Below are 17,780 nucleotides of genomic sequence, written 5' to 3'. Positions count from 1 at the left end.
CGTGACGCGCGAGGAAATCGTCGCGATCTGCGACGGACATCTGCAGCGCCTCGACCAGGCCATCGCCACATGGATTGCCGAAGGCCGACGTACCGGCGCGCTGTCGGACGAAGCGATCGCGGCAACTCGGGCTCGACGTGAAGCGCTGGCCGCATTGATCGCCGCCGACGCGTTCATGGAGCTGCAGAAGAAAGTGCCCGACGAGATTGCTTTCCTGAAGGCGGATCTCGCCCGGCGTCAACAGGTGGCCGTCGAGCAGGCAGAGCAGGCAGAGAAACGCCGGCGGCAAGGACGGTACAGCGCGACGACCTTGCTCGGCGCGCTGGAAGCGAAAGGGATCGAGATACCGGCTGAGCTTCATGGCCAGCTTGATCGCCTGCGCTCGGGCGATCTGCTCGAGCATGCCGATACGCTGCTCGCGCAAGGGTTCGCCCTTCTGACGCCGGCTGCGGGACGCACACTCAACGATGCGCAACGGGCGCTGGCGAATAGCCTGATGCCCGCCGAACAGTCGGCGGACTTCGAGACCTGGAAGGCCGCGCAACGGGCGGCGTCTCGCGATCCGTCGATCGACCGTCTCGATCGACAGATCGGAGAAGCACGGGTATTTCTGGACCCGCAAGCCGTTGCCGGATTCTCGTCGAGACTGGATGCGCTCGAAGACGAGGTGAACGACGCGCGCAAGCACCTGTTGCTCGACAGCCTGATCCTCGACCTGTCGAGTGCAATCGAGGCCGCTCGCGCACGTCGCGCGGCGATCGCGGCACTGGAAGAACTGACGGCGGAGATTCGGGCTTGCCACACGGCAGACGCGGCGAATTTTGTCGAATGCGCTCGACAGTGCGATATCGCCACGTCACCGGACGTCGTGGCCGAGTTGACCCGAACCGGGCAGGACCTGATCGCGCAGGTGCGGCAGCAACAGGCAGCGGAGGCGCGGCGCAACGCGATCCTGAATGGCCTGGCGCGACTCGGCTACGAAGTGCATGAGGGCATGACGACCGCATGGGCGAAGGACGGCCGGGTCGTCGTCAAGAAACCCTCGCTGCCGGATTATGGCGTCGAAGTCGGCGGTCAGGCGCAAGCCGGCCGCCTGCAGGTTCGGGCCGTTTCCCTCGTCGCGAATCGCGACGTTGCCCGCGACAAGGATGTCGAAACGCTCTGGTGTGGCGAGTTCGGCCGGTTGCAGGCGTTGCTGGCCCAACATGGCGACGACTTGCTGATCGAACGTGCGATGGGGGTGGGCGAGGTACCGCTCAAGGTAGTTGCCGAACTCGACCAACCGTCCGGCACGGAAGCGGCGACGCGCACGCTGAAGTAAGTCGTGCGGGAGAGCGTTTTCCGCGCACCGCCTACCGCGCCGCCTGCTGCCGCTGCACCTCCTGCGCTTTCATCTGCAGATAGGCGCCGCGCTCGACCTCGTGCAGTTGCTGCGGATACTGCTCGGTCGCATCGAACCAGCGCGCAAGGCGCTGGTCGAGCGGCTTGTCGAGCGTCGCAAGATACGTGTCGATCGCGAGGTAGTAGCGCATCGTGTTGCGCTCCAGCAGCCCGCGCACGCCGCCGATGTACTGCGGCTGCGCGGCCGATGCGCCGCTGACGGTCGTGAAGCCGACCTTGTCGCTGCCGACGGTCGCGAGGTAGGTCTTCATCGCCATGCGGCCGACCGTGCCGAAGCCATACGAATACGTGAGATGCAGGAACGTGCGCGACGCGCCGACCGGCACGGCCTCCAGCGCGATCCGGTAATCCTTCGTGCCCATCGGGCCGCTGTCGGCGGTCAGGTCGACCTGGAAATAGTCGGGTGTCGCGGCCGCCACGCGATAGCGGAACTGCACGCGATAGGTGTCCGACAGCTTCTGCTGGATCTTGCGGCCGAGGTTCACGTCGAGCACCGGGCCGTTGCTGCCGCTCGACGCGTGGCAATACTTCGTGTTCAGGTGCAGGATCAGCACCGCGCACCAGTTCGCGGGGCCCTGCGCAGGCTCGTCGAGCTGGCTGCTCACGACCGCGTACGGATAATCGACCACCGCGTAGATGTCGCCCTTCAGCGACGACGACGCTTCCGCCGATTCGAGAACCAGCGGCCGGTGAAACGCGTTGTCCTTCAGTTGCGGGCCGAGGCTGCGGTAACGGTCGAGCAACGTCGCCGCATCGTCCGCGCCGAACGACAGCGTGCTCCAGCCAACGCACAGGGCCGCAGCAAGCGCGTGCCACGCGCGGCGAGCCAGCCACGTGCGGCGCGGATCTCCGGATGTCTTCATTCTTGTGCTCCCGCCTGGCGCGCGATGGTCGCGCACATGTTTCACAGAATACGCCTGGCCGCAGCGCAACATTGCACGCGAAGGGGCCGCTATCGGCTCCGCTTCACCGGCACCGGCAACTGCGCGGCGGTGATCCGGATCAGCGCCGACAGCCATTCGCGATCGTCCCAGCGCTCGCCGGAGATGACGAGGTGCGGCTTCGCGCCCGGATACGGCGAACCTTCTTCGCAGGCGCCGAGAAACGCGCGGCCCTCGGGTGTCGGCTTGACGAACAGCCGATCGTCGCAGACGAGCGCGGCCATCTTGCCGTCGCAATAGATGCCGTATTCGCCGAACATCTTCCGTGCCGAGACCGTACCGGCCGCCGCCATCTGCTCGACGATGAAATCGACTGTGCTTTGGCTCGATGCCATCTGCCGCTCCTTGCAAAAAGTTTAAGACCGCAGTGTGCACCAGACCGTTCCGCTTGTTGGGCAGATACGCTGCGGCGCGTCATCCCTGCGTCACAGCAACGCGCATTCAGGCACGGGCGGGCCTTCGACGCCCACCGCGCCCTGACATCCCTGACATCCCTGACATCCCTGACATCCCTGACATCCCTGACAGTTACATGACGTCTCGATGAATCGTCCAATGACGCTTCACAAAAAACTGGCTTCGCCGATGTGCCGGGAGAGCGGCACGGGCCACCCGACCGGATCGCCGTGCGCCCCGAAGCGTCGATACAAGGAACCCGATGAGCGTACCTGCCCCCTTCCCCGCGTGGCTCAAGCAGGTCTATGAGCACTATTGCCGTCAACTCGTCCCGGGCGCGATGCTGAGCGAGACGGTCGCGATCGACGACGCCGTATCGCGCGTCACCGCGGTCGACGTCATCGCTCCGGACGATGTGCCATCCGTTCCGCTTGCCGCGTGCGACGGCTATGCGCTGCGCGCATCCGATACGGCTCGCGCGACGCATCGCGAACTCGTCGATCTCGACTGCGAACGCTCGCTGGGCTATCTGGCGTCGCGAACGGCCAACCCGGCCGCCCGCGCGCTCGCGCCCGGCCACGCGGCCAGCATCCCGGCCTACGTGACGATGCCGGAGCACGCCGACACCCTTGCGCCGACGTCCACCCATCGCTGCGCCAGCGCAGACGTGGGCGCATACCTGCGGTTTCGCGCGCCGTATGCGCCCGGCCAGCACGTGATCGCCGCCGGCAGCGAATACCGGAAAGGAGACGTGCTGCTCGAGAAGGGTCTGCGGATTACGCCGGCGCGGCAGGCGGCGCTGATTGCGGCGGGCGTGCGCGAGGTGGCCGTTACGAAGCGGCCGCGCATCGGCATCGTGATCGCCGGCTACGAGGTGGTGCCGCCTGGCCATGCACGCGAATCGTGGCAGCGCTACGATTCGTGCGGCCCGTATGTCCGCGCGATCCTGCGGCAATGGGGCTATGACGTGCCTGCCGTCGAGTATCTTCCACTGCCCTCCGCGGTTCCGTGGTCGGCCGACGCGCGGCGCGACGACCAGGCGTTCGGGCGACAGCTGGCCGAACTGGCCGGGCGCTACGACCTGATCGTCGGCGCCGGGCTGCCGGCGGGCGATCCATTCCAGATTCGCGGCCTGAACAGCCAGATGGCGTACCCGAACAGTCGGGACACGATCCGGATCAAGCAGACGCCCGGTGGAATATTCAATGTCGGACGCAGTATGGACCGCTCGCCACCGAAGAAGTGGCTGGTGGAATATACGAGGCCGAACGGCTACATCTACAGGTCGGAAGCGAAGGTCAGCTACGATCAGGCGGTACTGGTCAACCTGCCGGGCCATACGAGCGGCGTCGCGGTATTGATGCATGCGATCGTCCGGTACGTGCTCGATTCGCTGGAGCATGTCGCGTCGCCGGGCCCGCACTGGGAAACCGCGCTGACCGCGCACGATATCGCACCGGACGCCGAACTCAACGGGATGCGCTGGGGCGTTCGGCATGGCGCCGAACGCGGCGAATCGCGGGTCAGCCTGCTGCCATGCCAGGGAGACGGACCCATTCGCGCCGTGACCGACGCCGAGGTGCTCGTCGCGATCCCGGCCGGGGAAACGGTGCTGCCTGCCGGTACGCCCGTCCTGTTCGTATGGCTCGACCGCACCGGCCACGAAGCGCCGCGTCGCGGCGAGGTAAAACCTCCGGATACGGCGACGGACGCGCCGCCGCCACTGCCACCGCAAGCAGCCGACACCGACACCGGTACCGGCACATTGGTTGCTGACGCAACCGTCCCCGACGTTCGCGAATCATGGCAACACATCGAAAACCGGATCGACGCCGATCCGAAGCACCTTCCCGGCGGCCTCAACGGGCCGGCCTCAGCGCACGCGATCGCCGCACTGCACGGCACGCTGGGCACGACGCTGCCGGATGACCTGTTGGAAAGCCTTCGGCTTCACGACGGCCAGGCCGATCCGGCAACCGTCTTCGCCGAAAACGACGCATTGCTGAGCGCGCACGAGATCATCGCGCAATGGTCGATCTGGAAGAAACTGGTATCGGGTGGCGACTTCGACGACATGACGTCCGACCCGGCCGCCGGCATCCGCGACGACTGGTACAACCTCAAGTGGATTCCGTTCACGCACGACGGCAGCGGCAATCATCTGTGCGTCGACCTCGATCCCGCCGAAGGCGGCACGGTCGGGCAAGTGATCCGGGTCTGGCATGACGACGACCGGCGTGAACGGGTCGCGTCGAGTTATGCGGAATGGCTCGCGCGCGTGGCGGCGGAGCGTGACGATCCGGCCGGCGATTGAGCGGGCGGCGAATGCGGCGCGACACGTCGCGCCCCGTCGCCGATCGCGCCGCTGCCCGTCTACGAACGCAGCGCCGACGGCGCGACGCCCAGCCAGCGCTGGAAACTGCGCCGCATGTTTTCCGTATCGCCGAACCCGCACTCGTTCGCCACGCGCTGCAGCGATGCCGCACCGCTTTCCAGCGCGGCACGGGCGGCTTCCACGCGCAGTTTCTCGACGGCCTTGGCCGGCGTGAGGCCGGTTTCCGTCTGGAACGCCCGCGCGAATTGACGCGGGCTCATGCACGCCTGCTCGGCCAGGTCGCTCACGCGCAAGCGCGCGCCGAGATTGCGGCGAATGTAGTCGAGCAACGGCTGGAAGCGCCCTTGCGCGCTGTCGAGTTCGATCAGCGCCGAGAACTGCGACTGCCCGCCGGGGCGCCGGTAGTACACGACCAGCCGCTTCGCGACCGCGCGCGCCAGCCGCTCGCCGCGATCCGCGCCGATCAGCGCGAGCGTCAGGTCGATGCCGGCCGTGATGCCGGCGCTCGTCCAGAACGGCCCGTCGTTCACGTAGATGCGGTCGAGCGCCAGCCGCACCTGCGGAAACGCCTGCGCGAAGCGCTCGCCGCAGCCCCAGTGCGTGGTCGCCAGCCGGCCGTCCAGCACGCCGGCCGCGGCCAGCAGCAGGCTGCCCGAACAGACACTCGCGACGCGGATGCCGCGCGCCGCGCAGCGCCGGACGAATGCGCACGTCGCGTCGTCTGCCATCGCCGCATCGACGCCATCGCCGCCCGCGACCAGCAACGTATCGAGGTCCGCCGCCTCCGGCAGCGGCTCGGCGTGCCAGCTCACGCCCGACGAACTGCGAACCAGCCCCGGCTGCACCGCGACGATGCGAATCGCGTAATACGGCGTGCGCGCGTAGTCGGCCATCTCGAACGCGGCAACGGGGCCGGCGGCATCGAGCAACTGGAAGCCGGGATACACGAGCATGGCGACGCGATGGGTCATGGCAGAAAGTGCGGGAGAAATGACATTGCGACGGACGGCGCGCGGCCCGATCCTACAGGCCGTTCATGTCTTCGGGAGATCGTGATGGCCACCACGCCGTTCATCGTCGTATTCGCGTTGTTCGATCATGTCACGCAGCTCGATTTCACCGGCCCGGACGAGGTGTTCTGGCGCCTGCCGGGCGCGCGGATTCACCGGGCTTCCGTGCGCGGCGGATCGATTCGCGCGGACAGCGGCCTGACCATCGCGGCCGTCGAGCGGCTTGCCGACATCGCACACGCCGATCTCGTCTGCGTGCCGGGCGGGCTCGGCGTGATCGACGCGATCGCCGACGACGCGTTCGTTTGCGAAGTCCGCCGGCTCGCGCAAGGCGCCCGCTATGTTACCTCCGTGTGCAGCGGGTCGCTGGTGCTCGGCGCGGCCGGGTTGCTGTACGGCCGGCGGGCCGCCTGCCACTGGGCGTGGCGCGACCTGCTGCCGCCGTTCGGCGCGATCGTCGACACCGGCCGCGTAGTGCGTGACGGCCCGGTCATCACGGGCGGCGGCGTCACCGCCGGCATCGACATGGCGCTGTCGGTGATGGCCGACATCGCCGGCCCGGCCTACGCGCAAGCCGTGCAGCTCGGCATCGAGTACGCGCCCGAGCCGCCGTTCGACTGCGGACGTCCCGAGCAGGCCGCACCGGACATTCTCGCGTCGGTGTCCGCGCTGTTCGAGCGCGTGCGGCCCGATCGTCATGCGGTCGTGGCGCGCGCGGCGCAGCACCTTGCACCGCCGGACGCAGGCCGACAGGCGACTTGACGACGCGCAGGCGGCCCCTGCCCGACCGGCACGACGCCGTTACTTGTCGGCCGCGAACGCGCTCGACATCTGCCGCGCCCGCTTCACGTCGTCGCCATGCAGATAAATCGACGTCGTGGAAATCGACGCATGCCGCAGGTTGTCGCGCACGGTCGTCAACTCCGCGCCGCGCGCCAACGCGTGCGTCGCATGCGTATGACGCATCCAGTGCGGGCTCGCCTGCCGCAGCTTCTGCGCAAGCGCGGGATTGTCGGCATCGACTTGATCGGCCGTCTGCGCGAAGAAACGCTGCATCACCTTCCACAGCCGCACGCTCGTGATCGCGGCCGCACCGTCTTCCGCGAGGCTCGGGATCAGCGGCGTGTCGGGCCGCCAGCGCGATGGCGTGACCGGCAACCGGCGTGCGACCAGAAAACGGTCAAGCCCCGTGCGTGCGAGCGGCGGCAGCGCGACGCGCGCGGCCTTGCTGCCCTTGCCGATCACCTTCAGCCACGCGTCGCCGTGCGCATCGGTCTCGATGTCGCCGAGCGTCGCGCCGACCAGCTCGCTCGCGCGCAGCCCGGTCGCATAGCCGAAATCGAGAATGAAGCGCAACCGTTGCGCGGCGGCCGGTGTCCAGCCCGACTGCGGCGCAGCCGTCGCGCCCTTGCGGAACTCGAGCCCGTCGGCGATCGTGCGCACGAGCAGCCACTCGCCTTCGGTGAACGCATGCGACGTGTCGAGTGCGTTCGCGCCGCGCGTGTCGCGCACCTTGACGCCCGCGAACGGATTCGCGAGCAGGTAGCGCTGCTCGATCAGCCAGCGAAACAGCGCGCCGAGCACCGACAGCGTATACGCGGCCGAGCGCGCGGACAGCGCGCCCGAGAACGGCCGCCAGTCGGGCGCACCGCGCGGCCGCACGGGCCCGACCCAGCGTTCGTGCGGCGTCGGGCGCCGCACGAACGCGCGATAGGCGACCGCATCCTCGGTCGTCAGCGACGACAGCGCGCGGCCGCGTTCGACGATCGCCCACAGGATCAGCCGCTCGGCCTCCTTCCGGTACGCACGCCGTGTCGCGGCCGATTCGTGCAGCGACAGCCACGCGTGCACGGCCGCGTAATCGTTGTCCGCATCCAGCGTGCTGGTCGCGCGCGGCGCGCGGAACGTGCCGGCCGAGCCGTCGACCTCGTGCGGCAGCTTCAACTGCTCCCACGGCACGATGCTGCCGCGCGGTGTCGCCGCGATCAGTGCGCGCGCCCGTTCGGTCAGGGCCGGATGCGCGGCGAAAAACGCCTCGATGTGCCGCGCACTGGCCACGCCGAGGCCCGCGATCGCACGCCACCACTGGCGCCGGCGCGGAATCCGCACCGTGAGATCGGCCAGCGTCGCGATCCCGTGCGCACGCAGCGCGACGACCGCGCGCGCGGGCAGCCACAGGCCGACGTCGTCGCTGATCTGCGGGACCGGCGGGCGTGCATGACGCAGCAGGCCGATCGCTTCGGCCGCAGCCTTCGCCTCCTGCAAACGCTCACCGTCAGGATGACCGAGCTGCTCCGCGAGATCGGGCCGGCCAGCCTGCCGCGCGACGCGCACGAGACGGCGGCGGATGACGCCGATCACGCCGCGCGCCGAGCGCCCTTCGCCGAGACGATCGGGCAGGTAGCGCGCGACGGCCTGGCGCACGGTCATGCCCGCATACCACGCACGCAGCGCGGCCAGTTCGTCGGCGTCGGGAAAGCCTGCGGGCGCAGGCGCAGAATCGGGGGAAGGCGGTGAAGCGAGGCGCGGTTTCATGGCCGCCAGTTTGACAGAAGCGCGCGCGGCCGGATACGTCGCGCGCGGCGTTCCTGGCGCGACGGGCACCGATGCGCGACACCGGATCGTTCCGGCGTCGCGCTCAGACACATCACATCGATCGAAACCCGTCAGCCCGTGACCGGCGTGCGCCGCACTTCCGACAAATAGATCAGGATCAGCGACACCCACACGATCCCGTACAGGAACATGAAGCAGGTCGTGCGCACGCGCAGCAGGTCGAGCAGCACGCCGAACAGGATCGGCAGCAGGAACCCGCCGAGCCCGCCCGCGAGCCCGACGATGCCCGTAACGACGCCCATGTTGTCCGCGAAATCGTCGGCGACGTACTTGAACGTCGACGCCATCCCGAGCGCGAACACCGCGCCGAGCACGAAGGTCAGCGCGACGAAACCGGCCACGGGCATCGACACGTTCAGTGTCGCGGTGCCGTCGATCGTGTGGATCACGAAGTCGGTCGCCGGATACGACAGCAGGAACAGCGCGATCCACGCGATCCACAGCCCCCACCATGTGACCGCGTGCGCGCCGAAGCGGTCGGACAGCGCGCCGCCGAGCGCGCGCAGCACCGAGCCCGGCAGCGAGAAGCCGGCCGCGAACGCGGACGCCATCACGAGCGACATCCCGTATTCGCTCTTGAGGTACTGCGGAATCCACAGCGACAGCGCTGTGAAGCCGCCGAACGTGATCGAGTAGTACTGGCACAGCCGCCACACGCGCGGGTCGCGCAGCACCTTGAACGAATCGAGCCACGAGCCGCCGCGCTTGCCCGCGCCCGGGTCCGGCGCCGACGCGAACCAGAAGATCGCGGCCGTGACGAGCAGCGCGACCGCGTAGACGCGCGGCACGAAGCGCCAGCCGTACGCACCGAGCAGCAGCGGCGTGACGAACAGGTTGACGGCCGCGCCGCAGGTGCCCGCGCCGAACACGCCCATCGCGAGCCCGCGCCGCTGCGGCGGGAAGAAACGCGCGACATACGGCGTGCCGACCGCGAACGATGCACCGACGCAACCGAGGAACAGCCCGATCAGCAGGAACTGCCACAGCTGCGTCGCGTAGCTGACGATATAGACGGGCACCGCGCACACGACGAGCAGCACCGTCATCACGATCCGGCCGCCGAAGCGGTCGGTCCAGGTGCCGAGCGGCAGGCGCATCAGCGCGCCGGTCAGCACGGGCGTCGACGTGAGCAGCCCGAACTCCGTGCTGTTCAGCCCGAGATCGGTGCGCAGCTGCACGCCGAGCACGCCGAACATCATCCACACGACGAAGCACACCATGAATGCGAGCGTGCTCGCGGCCAGCACCGACCACGCGCGCAGCGGAATCGCCGGCGCGCCGCCGGCCGGCACCACGTTACCTTGTTGTTGAGTTGCCATACGCCAAACCCCGTTTCATTGGACCAGCGGGCCGTTCGCGCCATCGAACGCGACACCTTCGACGCGCGCACTACCCGCGAGAATCGCCACGTACTGCCGCATCGCCCGCTCCCGCACGCGTTCCGACAGGTACGCGGCGATCTGCGCGGCGGCTTCGTCGAACGGCACCGCATCGCCCGGCACACGGCGCTCGATGCGCACGATGTGAAAGCCGAAGCGCGTATTGACGAGCTTCGGCAGCACGCCGAGCCCGTCGGTGTCGAACAGCGCGGCCTCGAATTCCGGCACCGTGTCGCCGCGCAGCAGTTGCCCGAGGCTGCCGCCGACTTCCGCCGACGGGCAGTTCGACGACGCGCGAGCGAGCGCTTCGAACGTGTCGGGTGCGGCCACCACATCGGCGAGCGCGGCTTCCGCGCGCTGCCGCAGCGGCGCGAGCGGCACACGGTCCGTCATCGCGAACAGCACGTGGCTCGCATAGACGATGTCGTTGCGGCGAAAGCGCGCCGGATGCTGCGCGTAGTAGCGCTCGCAATCCGCGCGATCGGGTTCGGGCAGGTGCGTGAGCTCGCGTTCGAGCAATGCGTCGACGGCCGCGTCGTCGAGCGGCGCGCCTTCGTCGAGCAGCGCGAGCGACACTGCGCGCTGCCGCAGCAGTTCGCGCACCGCGAGCGCGCGCCGTGCGGCGTCGAGCGGATCGGGCGCGTCGCCGTGATGCGCGGCCTCGGCCGCGACCGCGTCGTCATCGATCGCGATGCCGTTGATGCGCAACGCGGCCGGCACGTCATGGAGAACGTCGTTCATGCGGCCTCCTCAGCGCTTGCGCACGAGCTGGTACGGGCGGATCAGGTACGCGACCGACGCGATCCCGCTCCAGATGTGCACCATCCGCGTGAACGGCGACACGAGGAAGATCGTGAAGCCGAGCAGGATATGCAGCCGGTACGTCAGCGGCACGCCGACCAGCAGGCTCGCGATGTCCGGCCGGAACGTGACGACGCCCTTCACGTAGTCGGTCAGCTGCTCGAACATCGCGCCGTCCATGTGGCGCGTCGACAGCACGACGGTGCCGAGCCCGAGCGCGAGCTGCACCCACAGCATCAGCACGATCAGGATGTCGGACTTGCGGCTGTTCTTACGGATACGCGGGTCGCCGAGGCGCCGCCAGATCAGGATCGTCAGCCCGATGATCGCGGCTACGCCGGCCGCGCCGCCCGCCACCATCGCGACGAGCTGGTGCCCCGACGCCGACAGGAACGGCGACACGAGCCAGTGCGGCGCGAGGAAGCCGCCGAAGTGCCCGAGCACGACGACCAGCACGCCCCAGTGGAACAGGTTGCTGCCGAGCCGCAGCATGCCGTGGCGCAGCAGCTGCGACGAATCGCTTTTCCACGTGTATTGCTCACGGTCGAAGCGGATCAGACTGCCCAGCAGCAGCACGGCGAGACAGATGTACGGATAGATCCCGAACAGGAATTGATGCAGGTAATCGTTCATGGCTTTCCCCTGTTGAACCGGCGCGCTTACGCGCGCCGCGCAGGCCGTTGATCGTAGAAGCGCACCGGTTCCTCCGCCGGCGTGGCCGCGCCGACGAAGCGCACGGCCTCGTCCGCATACGACGCGTCGAGCGCGCGGTAGTCGGCGGCACTCGGCCGCTCGGCGGCCACGTCGTCGTCGGTGTCGTCCGGCGCGTCGGCCGGTGCGAGGCCGGCCATCGGCAGCAGCGCCCCGACGACGAAGCCGTAATGGCTGCCGCGCTGCGCGAGCTGGCCGGCCAGCGCGCTCAGGATTTCGCCGGTTTCGGCGAGCAGCTTGCGCGCATCGGGCGCCGGCAGACGCGACAGGTATTCGAGGAACACGGGCAGGTAGTCGGGCAGTTCGCCCTGGTTCAGGAACAGCCCGTGCCGCTCGTACATCTGCAGCAGGTCGACCATCGCCTGCCCGCGGTCGCGCGATTCACCGTGCACATGCTCGAACAGGTATAGCGACGTCGCGCGGCCACGGTCGAACAGCCCGACGTAGTTCTCCTGCAGCGTCAGCAGGTCGCGCTCGCGCACGTATGCAAGGAACCGGTCGAGGCCCGCGCGCACCGTTTTCGGCAGGCGCGCATGCTCGCGCAGGTGCATTTCGATCGAATCGAGCGCGACAACGAGCGCCTCGTCGGGATAATCAAGCAGCGCAGCGAGCGCCGCATAGGTCGGATCGGATGCGGTGCTCATCATCGGGAAGCCTCGTGGATCGGAATCGTCTTGCTGCCCTTCCTCGGGCTGAACAGGCTGGCCTCCGAACGGCCATCCGAGCAGCCGTTGCCGAACGAGAAGCCGCACGACGCGCGAAGGTCGTAGGCGTTCTCCGCATACTCGCGATGCGTGGTCGGGATCACGAAACGATCCTCGTAGTTCGCGATCGCGAGATAGCGGTACATCTCCTCGACCTGCGCGAGCGACAGCCCGACCTGGTCGAGCACGCCGCGCGCGTCGATGCCGTCCACGTGGCGCGCGCGCATGAACGCGCGCATCGCGAGCAGCCGCTCGAGCGCGAGCTTCACGGGCGCCTCGTCACCGGCCGTCAGCAGGTTCGCGAGATAGCGCAGCGGGATGCGCAGCGATTCGACGTCCGGCAGGTAGCCATTCATCCCGAGGTCCCCGCTGTTCGCGGCCGCGTTGATCGGCGACAGCGGCGGCACGTACCACACCATCGGCAGCGTCCGGTATTCCGGATGCAGCGGGAACGCGATCTTCCAGTCGATCGCCATCTTGTAGGTCGGCGAACGCCGCGCGGCGTCGATCCAGGCGGCCGGCACGCCGTCGCGTTCGGCCTGCGCGATCACGGCCGGGTCGTCCGGATCGAGGAACAGCGACAGCTGCGCTTCGTACAGATCCTTCTCGTTCTCGGCGCTGGCCGCCTCGCTGATCCGGTCGGCGTCGTACAGCAGCACGCCGAGATAGCGGATGCGGCCCACGCAGGTTTCCGAGCACACGGTCGGCTGGCCGGCCTCGATGCGCGGATAGCAGAAGATGCACTTCTCGGCCTTGCCGCTCTGCCAGTTGTAGTAGATCTTCTTGTACGGGCAGCCCGACACGCACATGCGCCAGCCGCGGCACTTGTCCTGGTCGATCAGCACGATGCCGTCTTCCTCGCGCTTGTAGATCGAGCCCGACGGGCACGACGCGACGCACGCCGGGTTCAGGCAGTGCTCGCACAGGCGCGGCAGGTACATCATGAAAGTGTTCTCGAACTGCCCGTAGATCTCCTTCTGCACATTCTCGAAGTTGTAGTCCTTCGCGCGCTTTTCGAACTCGCCGCCGAGGATTTCCTCCCAGTTCGGCCCCCACTCGATCTTCTCGAGCCGCTGGCCGCTGATCACCGAGCGCGGCCGCGCGACCGGCATCGCGCGCGTATTGCCGGCTTCCTGCAGGTGCGCGTAGTCGAACGTGAACGGCTCGTAGTAGTCATCGATCTCGGGCAGGTGCGGGTTCGCGAAGATCTGCGCGAGCAACCGCCACTTGCTGCCGAGACGCGGCTCGATCTTGCCGTCGGCACGCCGTTTCCAGCCGCCGCGCCAACGGTCCTGGTTTTCCCAGTCCTTCGGGTAGCCGATGCCCGGTTTCGTCTCGACGTTGTTGAACCACGCGTATTCCATCCCTTCGCGGCTCGTCCATACGTTCTTGCAGGTCACCGAGCAGGTATGGCAGCCGATGCACTTGTCGAGGTTCAGCACCATCGCGATCTGTGCGCGTACCTTCATGACGTTTCTCCGGTAGCCCGTACGGCTTGCGTTGTGGGGTCGACCGCGGTCTCTTCGCTATCGAGCCAGTCGATCTTGTTCATCCTGCGCACGATCAGGAACTCGTCGCGATTCGAGCCGACCGTGCCGTAGTAATTGAAGCCGTACGCGAGCTGCGCGTAGCCGCCGATCATGTGGGTCGGCTTCAGCGCGATGCGCGTGACCGAGTTGTGGATGCCGCCGCGCGTACCGGTGATCTCGGAGCCCGGCGTGTTCACGATCTTCTCCTGCGCGTGGTACATCATCACCATCCCGGACGGAATCCGCTGGCTGACGACGGCCCGCGCGCACAACGCGCCGTTCGAGTTGTAGCACTCGATCCAGTCGTTATCGACCGCGCCGATCGCCTTCGCGTCGTCCTCCGACATCCACACGATCGGGCCGCCGCGCGACAGCGTCAGCATCAGCAGGTTGTCCGTGTAGGTGCTGTGGATCCCCCACTTCTGGTGCGGCGTCAGGAAGTTCAGCACCCGTTCCGGGTTGCCGTTCGAACGCGTGCCGACCATGTGCGCGTAACTGCCCGTATCGACCGGCGGCTTGTATGCGCACAGCGATTCGCCGAACGCGCGCATCCACGCATGATCCTGATAGAGCTGCTGGCGGCCGGTCATCGTGCGCCACGGCACCAGCTCGTGCACGTTCACGTAGCCGGCGTTGTACGACACGTGCTCGGATTCGATCCCGCTCCACGTCGGCGACGAGATGATCTTGCGCGGCTGCGCCTGGATGTCGCGGAAACGGATCTTCTCGTCCGCGCGCGCGGCGGCCAGGTGCGTATGGTCGATGCCCGTGATGCCGGACAGTGCGCGCCACGCCTTCACCGCCACCTCGCCGTTGGTCTCGGGCGCGAGCGCGAGGATCACCTCGGCCGCGTCGAGCGCCGTGTCGATACGCGGCCGCCCTTGCGCCGCGCCGTCGGCCACCTTGTAGTTCAGCTCGCCGAGCAGCTTCACTTCGTCCTTCGTGTCCCAGCCGATGCCTTTGCCGCCGTTGCCGAGCTTGTCCATCAACGGCCCGAGCGACGTGAAGCGCGCGTAGGTGTTCGGATAGTCGCGCTCGACGACGGTCACGTTCGGCATCGTGCGGCCCGGCACCGGCTCGCATTCGCCGCGCTTCCAGTCCTGCACGTCGAACGGCTGCGCGAGCTCGCCCGGTGTGTCGTGCGCGATCGGTGCGAGCACCACGTCGCGTTCGACACTCAGATGCCCGTCGCACAGTTCGGAGAAGCGCTTCGCGATCCCCTTGAAGATCTCCCAGTCGCTCTTCGATTCCCACGCGGGATCGACGGCCGCCGACAGCGGGTGGATGAACGGGTGCATGTCGGACGTGTTCATGTCGTCCTTCTCGTACCACGTCGCGGTGGGCAGCACGACGTCCGAGTACATGCAGGTCGTCGACATCCGGAAGTCGAGCGTCACGAGCAGGTCGAGCTTGCCGCGCGGCGCGTCGTCATGCCACGTCACTTCCTCGGGGCGCGTGCCGCCGGTCGCGCCGAGATCCTCGCCCTGCACGCCGTGGGTCGTACCGAGCAGGTGCTTCAGGAAATATTCATGCCCCTTGCCCGACGAACCCAGCAGGTTCGAGCGCCACACGAACAGGTTGCGCGGGAAGTTCTCCGGCGCATCGGGATCCTCGCTCGCCAACTTCAGCGTGCCCGCCTTCAACTGCTGCGCGAGCGCCGCACCGGCATGCGCGGGATCGGCGAGCGCCGCGCCGACCTTCAGCGGATTCACCGCGAGCTGCGGCGCGGACGGCAGCCAGCCCATCCGTTCCGCGCGCACGTTGTAGTCGATCGGCGCGCCGTGGAACTGCGACTTGTCCGCGAGCGGCGACAGCAGCGTGGCCGGGTCCATCGGGTCGTAGCGCCACTGGTCGGTGTGCGCGTAGAAGAACGACGTCGCATTCATCTGGCGCGGCGGGCGGCTCCAGTCGAGCGCGCCCGATAGCACCGTCCAGCCGGTTTGCGGGCGCAGCTTCTCCTGGCCCACGTAGTGCGACCAGCCACCGCCCGGCTTGCCGACGCAGCCGCACATGATCAGCATGTTCATGATCGCGCGGTACGACATGTCCATGTGGAACCAGTGGTTGATCCCGGCGCCGATGATCACCATCGACTTGCCTTGCGTCTTGTGCGCGTTCTCCGCGAACTGCCGCGCGACCGAGATCACGTCCGCGCGCTTCACGCCGGTGATCGCTTCCTGCCAGGCCGGCGTGTACGGCAGGTCGTCGTCGTAGCTCGCGGCCACGTCGCGGCCGCCGAGGCCCTGGTCGAGCCCGTAGTTGGCGACGAACAGGTCGTAGACGGTCGCGACCAGCAGGTCGCCGTTGCGCGTCGCGATGCGCCGCACGCCGATCCGGCGCGACAGCTCGGACGTGTGCTGCGTCGAATTGAAATGCGCGTGCGGCTGGTTGCCGAAATACGGGAACAGCACGTCGACCACGTCGTCGTGCGCGGCCGTGCACGACAGCCGCGGCGCGAGTGCCGCGCCCTTCGACGTCTCGCCGCGCAGGTTCCACTTGCCCTTGTCGGCTTCGTCCTGCTGCCCCCAGCGGAACCCGACCGAGCCGACCGGCACGACGAACTCGCCGGTCGCATCGTCGATCATCACGGTCTTCCAGTCCGGATGCGCGGCTTCGTCGAGCGCATCGTCGAAGTCGGATGCGCGTACGAGACGCTCGGGCACGTAGCCGTCGCCGTGCGGCACGAGGCGCACGAGGCACGGCATGTCGGTATAGCGCTTGCAATAGTCGGTGAAGTAGTCGCTCTTCCCCGCCAGATGGAATTCCTTCAGGATCACGTGCCCCATCGCGAGCGCGAGCGCCGCGTCGGTGCCCTGCTTCGGGTGCAGCCACAGGTCGCCGAATTTCGCGCCTTCCGAGTAGTCGGGGAACACCGACACGACCTTGGTGCCGCGATAGCGCGCCTCGACGAGAAAGTGCGCGTCCGGCGTACGCGTCTGCGGGACATTGGAGCCCCACATCATGATGAACGTCGAGTTGTACCAGTCGGCCGATTCCGGCACGTCGGTCTGCTCGCCCCAGGTCTGCGGCGACGCAGGCGGCAGGTCGCAATACCAGTCGTAGAAGCTCAGGCACACGCCGCCGATCAGCGACAGGGAACGGGAACCCGCCGCATACGACACCATCGACATCGCCGGAATCGGCGAGAAGCCGACCACGCGATCGGGGCCGTGCTGCTTCACCGTGTGGACATTTGCGGCCGCAACGATCTCGTTGACCTCGTCCCAGCTCGCGCGCACGAAGCCGCCGAGCCCGCGCCGGCTCTGGTACGAACGGCGTGCTTCGTCGTCTTCGACAATCGAGCGCCACGCGTCGACGGGCCCAAGCGTGCGGCGGCGTTCGCGCCACAGCTTCACGAGCGCGCTGCGCACCATCGGATGCTTCAGGCGGTTCGCGCTATACAGATACCAGGAGTAGGACGCACCGCGCGAGCAGCCACGCGGCTCGTGGTTCGGCATGTCGGGGCGCGTGCGCGGATAGTCGGTCTGCTGGGTTTCCCAGGTGACGATCCCGCCTTTCACATAGACCTTCCACGAGCACGAGCCCGTGCAGTTCACGCCGTGGGTCGAGCGGACGATCTTGTCGTGCTGCCAGCGCAGCCGGTAGCCGTCTTCCCATTTTCGGTCCTCGTCCGTGACGGCACCGTGTCCGTCGGAAAAGCGTGGCCTCGTGGTGGAGAAATAACGCAATCTATCCAGGAAATGGCTCATGGGGATCTCGTTTTTCCGGTCTTTTGGCAGACCCTGATTATTTAAGGAGGTGAAATGGCGGATGTAAAGGTCGATCGGATCGCATTCGTTTCGCCCTTTCCACCGTGGTCGAATCGATTGTCGGGCGGATCGACATATCATGACTTGATACAAATCACGATATCGTTGATCCGCGCGCAACAGCAAACGCCACCTGGGGCGCGAGCGCGCGGCAAGCCCTGCTATGCTGCGCACTGCATTCGCGCGT

The 17,780-nt window shown here is 67.7% G+C and carries 13 protein-coding genes; 3 read left to right on the top strand and 10 right to left on the bottom strand.

All coding sequences use genetic code 11. The annotated features are described in order from the left end of the window. Position 1: 1 nt before the first annotated feature. The gene (locus BDO18943_RS06330; RefSeq protein WP_235995852.1) at positions 2-1,321 is read left to right on the top strand and encodes a hypothetical protein; all 1,320 of its coding nucleotides are present in this window, start codon (positions 2-4) and stop codon (positions 1,319-1,321) included. Between the two features lie 31 nt (positions 1,322-1,352). On the opposite strand, the gene BDO18943_RS06325 is transcribed toward BDO18943_RS06330, so the two are convergent. Beyond that, positions 1,353-2,264 carry a hypothetical protein gene (locus BDO18943_RS06325; protein ID WP_175021681.1) on the bottom strand — a complete coding sequence of 304 codons (912 nt, stop codon included), beginning with the start codon at positions 2,262-2,264 and terminating at the stop codon, positions 1,353-1,355. A gap of 89 nt (positions 2,265-2,353) precedes the next feature. Beyond that, positions 2,354-2,677, bottom strand: a complete 324-nt coding sequence (locus BDO18943_RS06320; RefSeq protein WP_043192078.1) for a TfoX/Sxy family protein — start codon at positions 2,675-2,677, stop codon at positions 2,354-2,356. 323 nt (positions 2,678-3,000) lie between these two features. Between BDO18943_RS06320 and BDO18943_RS06315 the strand changes: the two genes are divergently transcribed. Further along, positions 3,001-5,052, top strand: coding sequence for an SMI1/KNR4 family protein (locus tag BDO18943_RS06315; protein WP_175021680.1), 2,052 nt, complete (start codon positions 3,001-3,003; stop codon positions 5,050-5,052). Positions 5,053-5,111: 59 nt separating this feature from the next. Here BDO18943_RS06315 and BDO18943_RS06310 read toward each other — a convergent pair whose 3' ends face one another. After that, a complete protein-coding gene (locus BDO18943_RS06310) occupies positions 5,112-6,044 on the bottom strand; it encodes a GlxA family transcriptional regulator (protein WP_175021679.1) in 933 nt (310 codons plus the stop codon). A gap of 84 nt (positions 6,045-6,128) precedes the next feature. On the opposite strand from BDO18943_RS06310, the gene BDO18943_RS06305 reads away from it, so the two are divergent. Beyond that, the gene (locus BDO18943_RS06305) at positions 6,129-6,845 is read left to right on the top strand and encodes a DJ-1/PfpI family protein (protein WP_175021678.1); all 717 of its coding nucleotides are present in this window, start codon (positions 6,129-6,131) and stop codon (positions 6,843-6,845) included. Between the two features lie 39 nt (positions 6,846-6,884). Here the strand turns inward: BDO18943_RS06305 and BDO18943_RS06300 are convergent, their stop codons facing one another. The 7 genes from BDO18943_RS06300 to BDO18943_RS06270 all read right to left on the bottom strand — a co-directional run bounded on the left by BDO18943_RS06300 (position 6,885) and on the right by BDO18943_RS06270 (position 17,533). Next, complete coding sequence (locus tag BDO18943_RS06300) at positions 6,885-8,618, bottom strand: site-specific integrase (RefSeq protein WP_175021677.1); 1,734 nt, start codon at positions 8,616-8,618, stop codon at positions 6,885-6,887. Between the two features lie 131 nt (positions 8,619-8,749). Then, on the bottom strand, positions 8,750-10,018 hold the full coding sequence (locus BDO18943_RS06295; RefSeq protein WP_175021676.1) for an MFS transporter: 1,269 nt from the start codon (positions 10,016-10,018) through the stop codon (positions 8,750-8,752). 15 nt (positions 10,019-10,033) lie between these two features. Continuing rightward, positions 10,034-10,819: a peptidylprolyl isomerase gene (locus BDO18943_RS06290; RefSeq protein WP_175021675.1), complete on the bottom strand. Its 786-nt coding sequence runs from the start codon at positions 10,817-10,819 to the stop codon at positions 10,034-10,036. Positions 10,820-10,828: 9 nt separating this feature from the next. Further along, positions 10,829-11,512, bottom strand: coding sequence for a respiratory nitrate reductase subunit gamma (gene narI, locus BDO18943_RS06285; protein ID WP_043192090.1), 684 nt, complete (start codon positions 11,510-11,512; stop codon positions 10,829-10,831). A 26-nt stretch (positions 11,513-11,538) separates the two neighbouring features. Further along, complete coding sequence (gene narJ / locus BDO18943_RS06280) at positions 11,539-12,234, bottom strand: nitrate reductase molybdenum cofactor assembly chaperone (protein WP_089454349.1); 696 nt, start codon at positions 12,232-12,234, stop codon at positions 11,539-11,541. Then, positions 12,234-13,763, bottom strand: coding sequence for a nitrate reductase subunit beta (narH, locus tag BDO18943_RS06275; RefSeq protein WP_089454320.1), 1,530 nt, complete (start codon positions 13,761-13,763; stop codon positions 12,234-12,236). Before narH ends, narJ begins: the two co-directional genes overlap by 1 nt. Then, entirely contained in the window at positions 13,760-17,533 is a 3,774-nt protein-coding gene (locus BDO18943_RS06270; RefSeq protein WP_175021674.1) for a nitrate reductase subunit alpha, read from the bottom strand. Before BDO18943_RS06270 ends, narH begins: the two co-directional genes overlap by 4 nt. Between the last annotated feature and the right edge of the window lie 247 nt (positions 17,534-17,780).

It is taken from the genome of Burkholderia aenigmatica, assembly GCF_902499175.1.
Taxonomy (GTDB): Bacteria; Pseudomonadota; Gammaproteobacteria; order Burkholderiales; family Burkholderiaceae; genus Burkholderia; species Burkholderia aenigmatica.
This window is presented reverse-complemented; position numbering and strand designations above follow the sequence as displayed.

Excerpts from the sequence above, each read along its gene's own strand:
- BDO18943_RS06290 (WP_175021675.1), bottom strand. The coding sequence starts at position 10,819 with ATGAACGACGTTCTCCATGACGTGCCGGCCGCGTTGCGCATCAACGGC.
- BDO18943_RS06310 (WP_175021679.1), bottom strand. The coding sequence starts at position 6,044 with ATGACCCATCGCGTCGCCATGCTCGTGTATCCCGGCTTCCAGTTGCTC.
- BDO18943_RS06325 (WP_175021681.1), bottom strand. The coding sequence starts at position 2,264 with ATGAAGACATCCGGAGATCCGCGCCGCACGTGGCTGGCTCGCCGCGCG.
- BDO18943_RS06300 (WP_175021677.1), bottom strand. The coding sequence starts at position 8,618 with ATGAAACCGCGCCTCGCTTCACCGCCTTCCCCCGATTCTGCGCCTGCG.
- narI (WP_043192090.1), bottom strand. The coding sequence starts at position 11,512 with ATGAACGATTACCTGCATCAATTCCTGTTCGGGATCTATCCGTACATC.
- BDO18943_RS06295 (WP_175021676.1), bottom strand. The coding sequence starts at position 10,018 with ATGGCAACTCAACAACAAGGTAACGTGGTGCCGGCCGGCGGCGCGCCG.
- BDO18943_RS06305 (WP_175021678.1), top strand. The coding sequence starts at position 6,129 with ATGGCCACCACGCCGTTCATCGTCGTATTCGCGTTGTTCGATCATGTC.
- narH (WP_089454320.1), bottom strand. The coding sequence starts at position 13,763 with ATGAAGGTACGCGCACAGATCGCGATGGTGCTGAACCTCGACAAGTGC.
- BDO18943_RS06315 (WP_175021680.1), top strand. The coding sequence starts at position 3,001 with ATGAGCGTACCTGCCCCCTTCCCCGCGTGGCTCAAGCAGGTCTATGAG.
- BDO18943_RS06270 (WP_175021674.1), bottom strand. The coding sequence starts at position 17,533 with ATGAGCCATTTCCTGGATAGATTGCGTTATTTCTCCACCACGAGGCCA.
- BDO18943_RS06320 (WP_043192078.1), bottom strand. The coding sequence starts at position 2,677 with ATGGCATCGAGCCAAAGCACAGTCGATTTCATCGTCGAGCAGATGGCG.
- narJ (WP_089454349.1), bottom strand. The coding sequence starts at position 12,234 with ATGAGCACCGCATCCGATCCGACCTATGCGGCGCTCGCTGCGCTGCTT.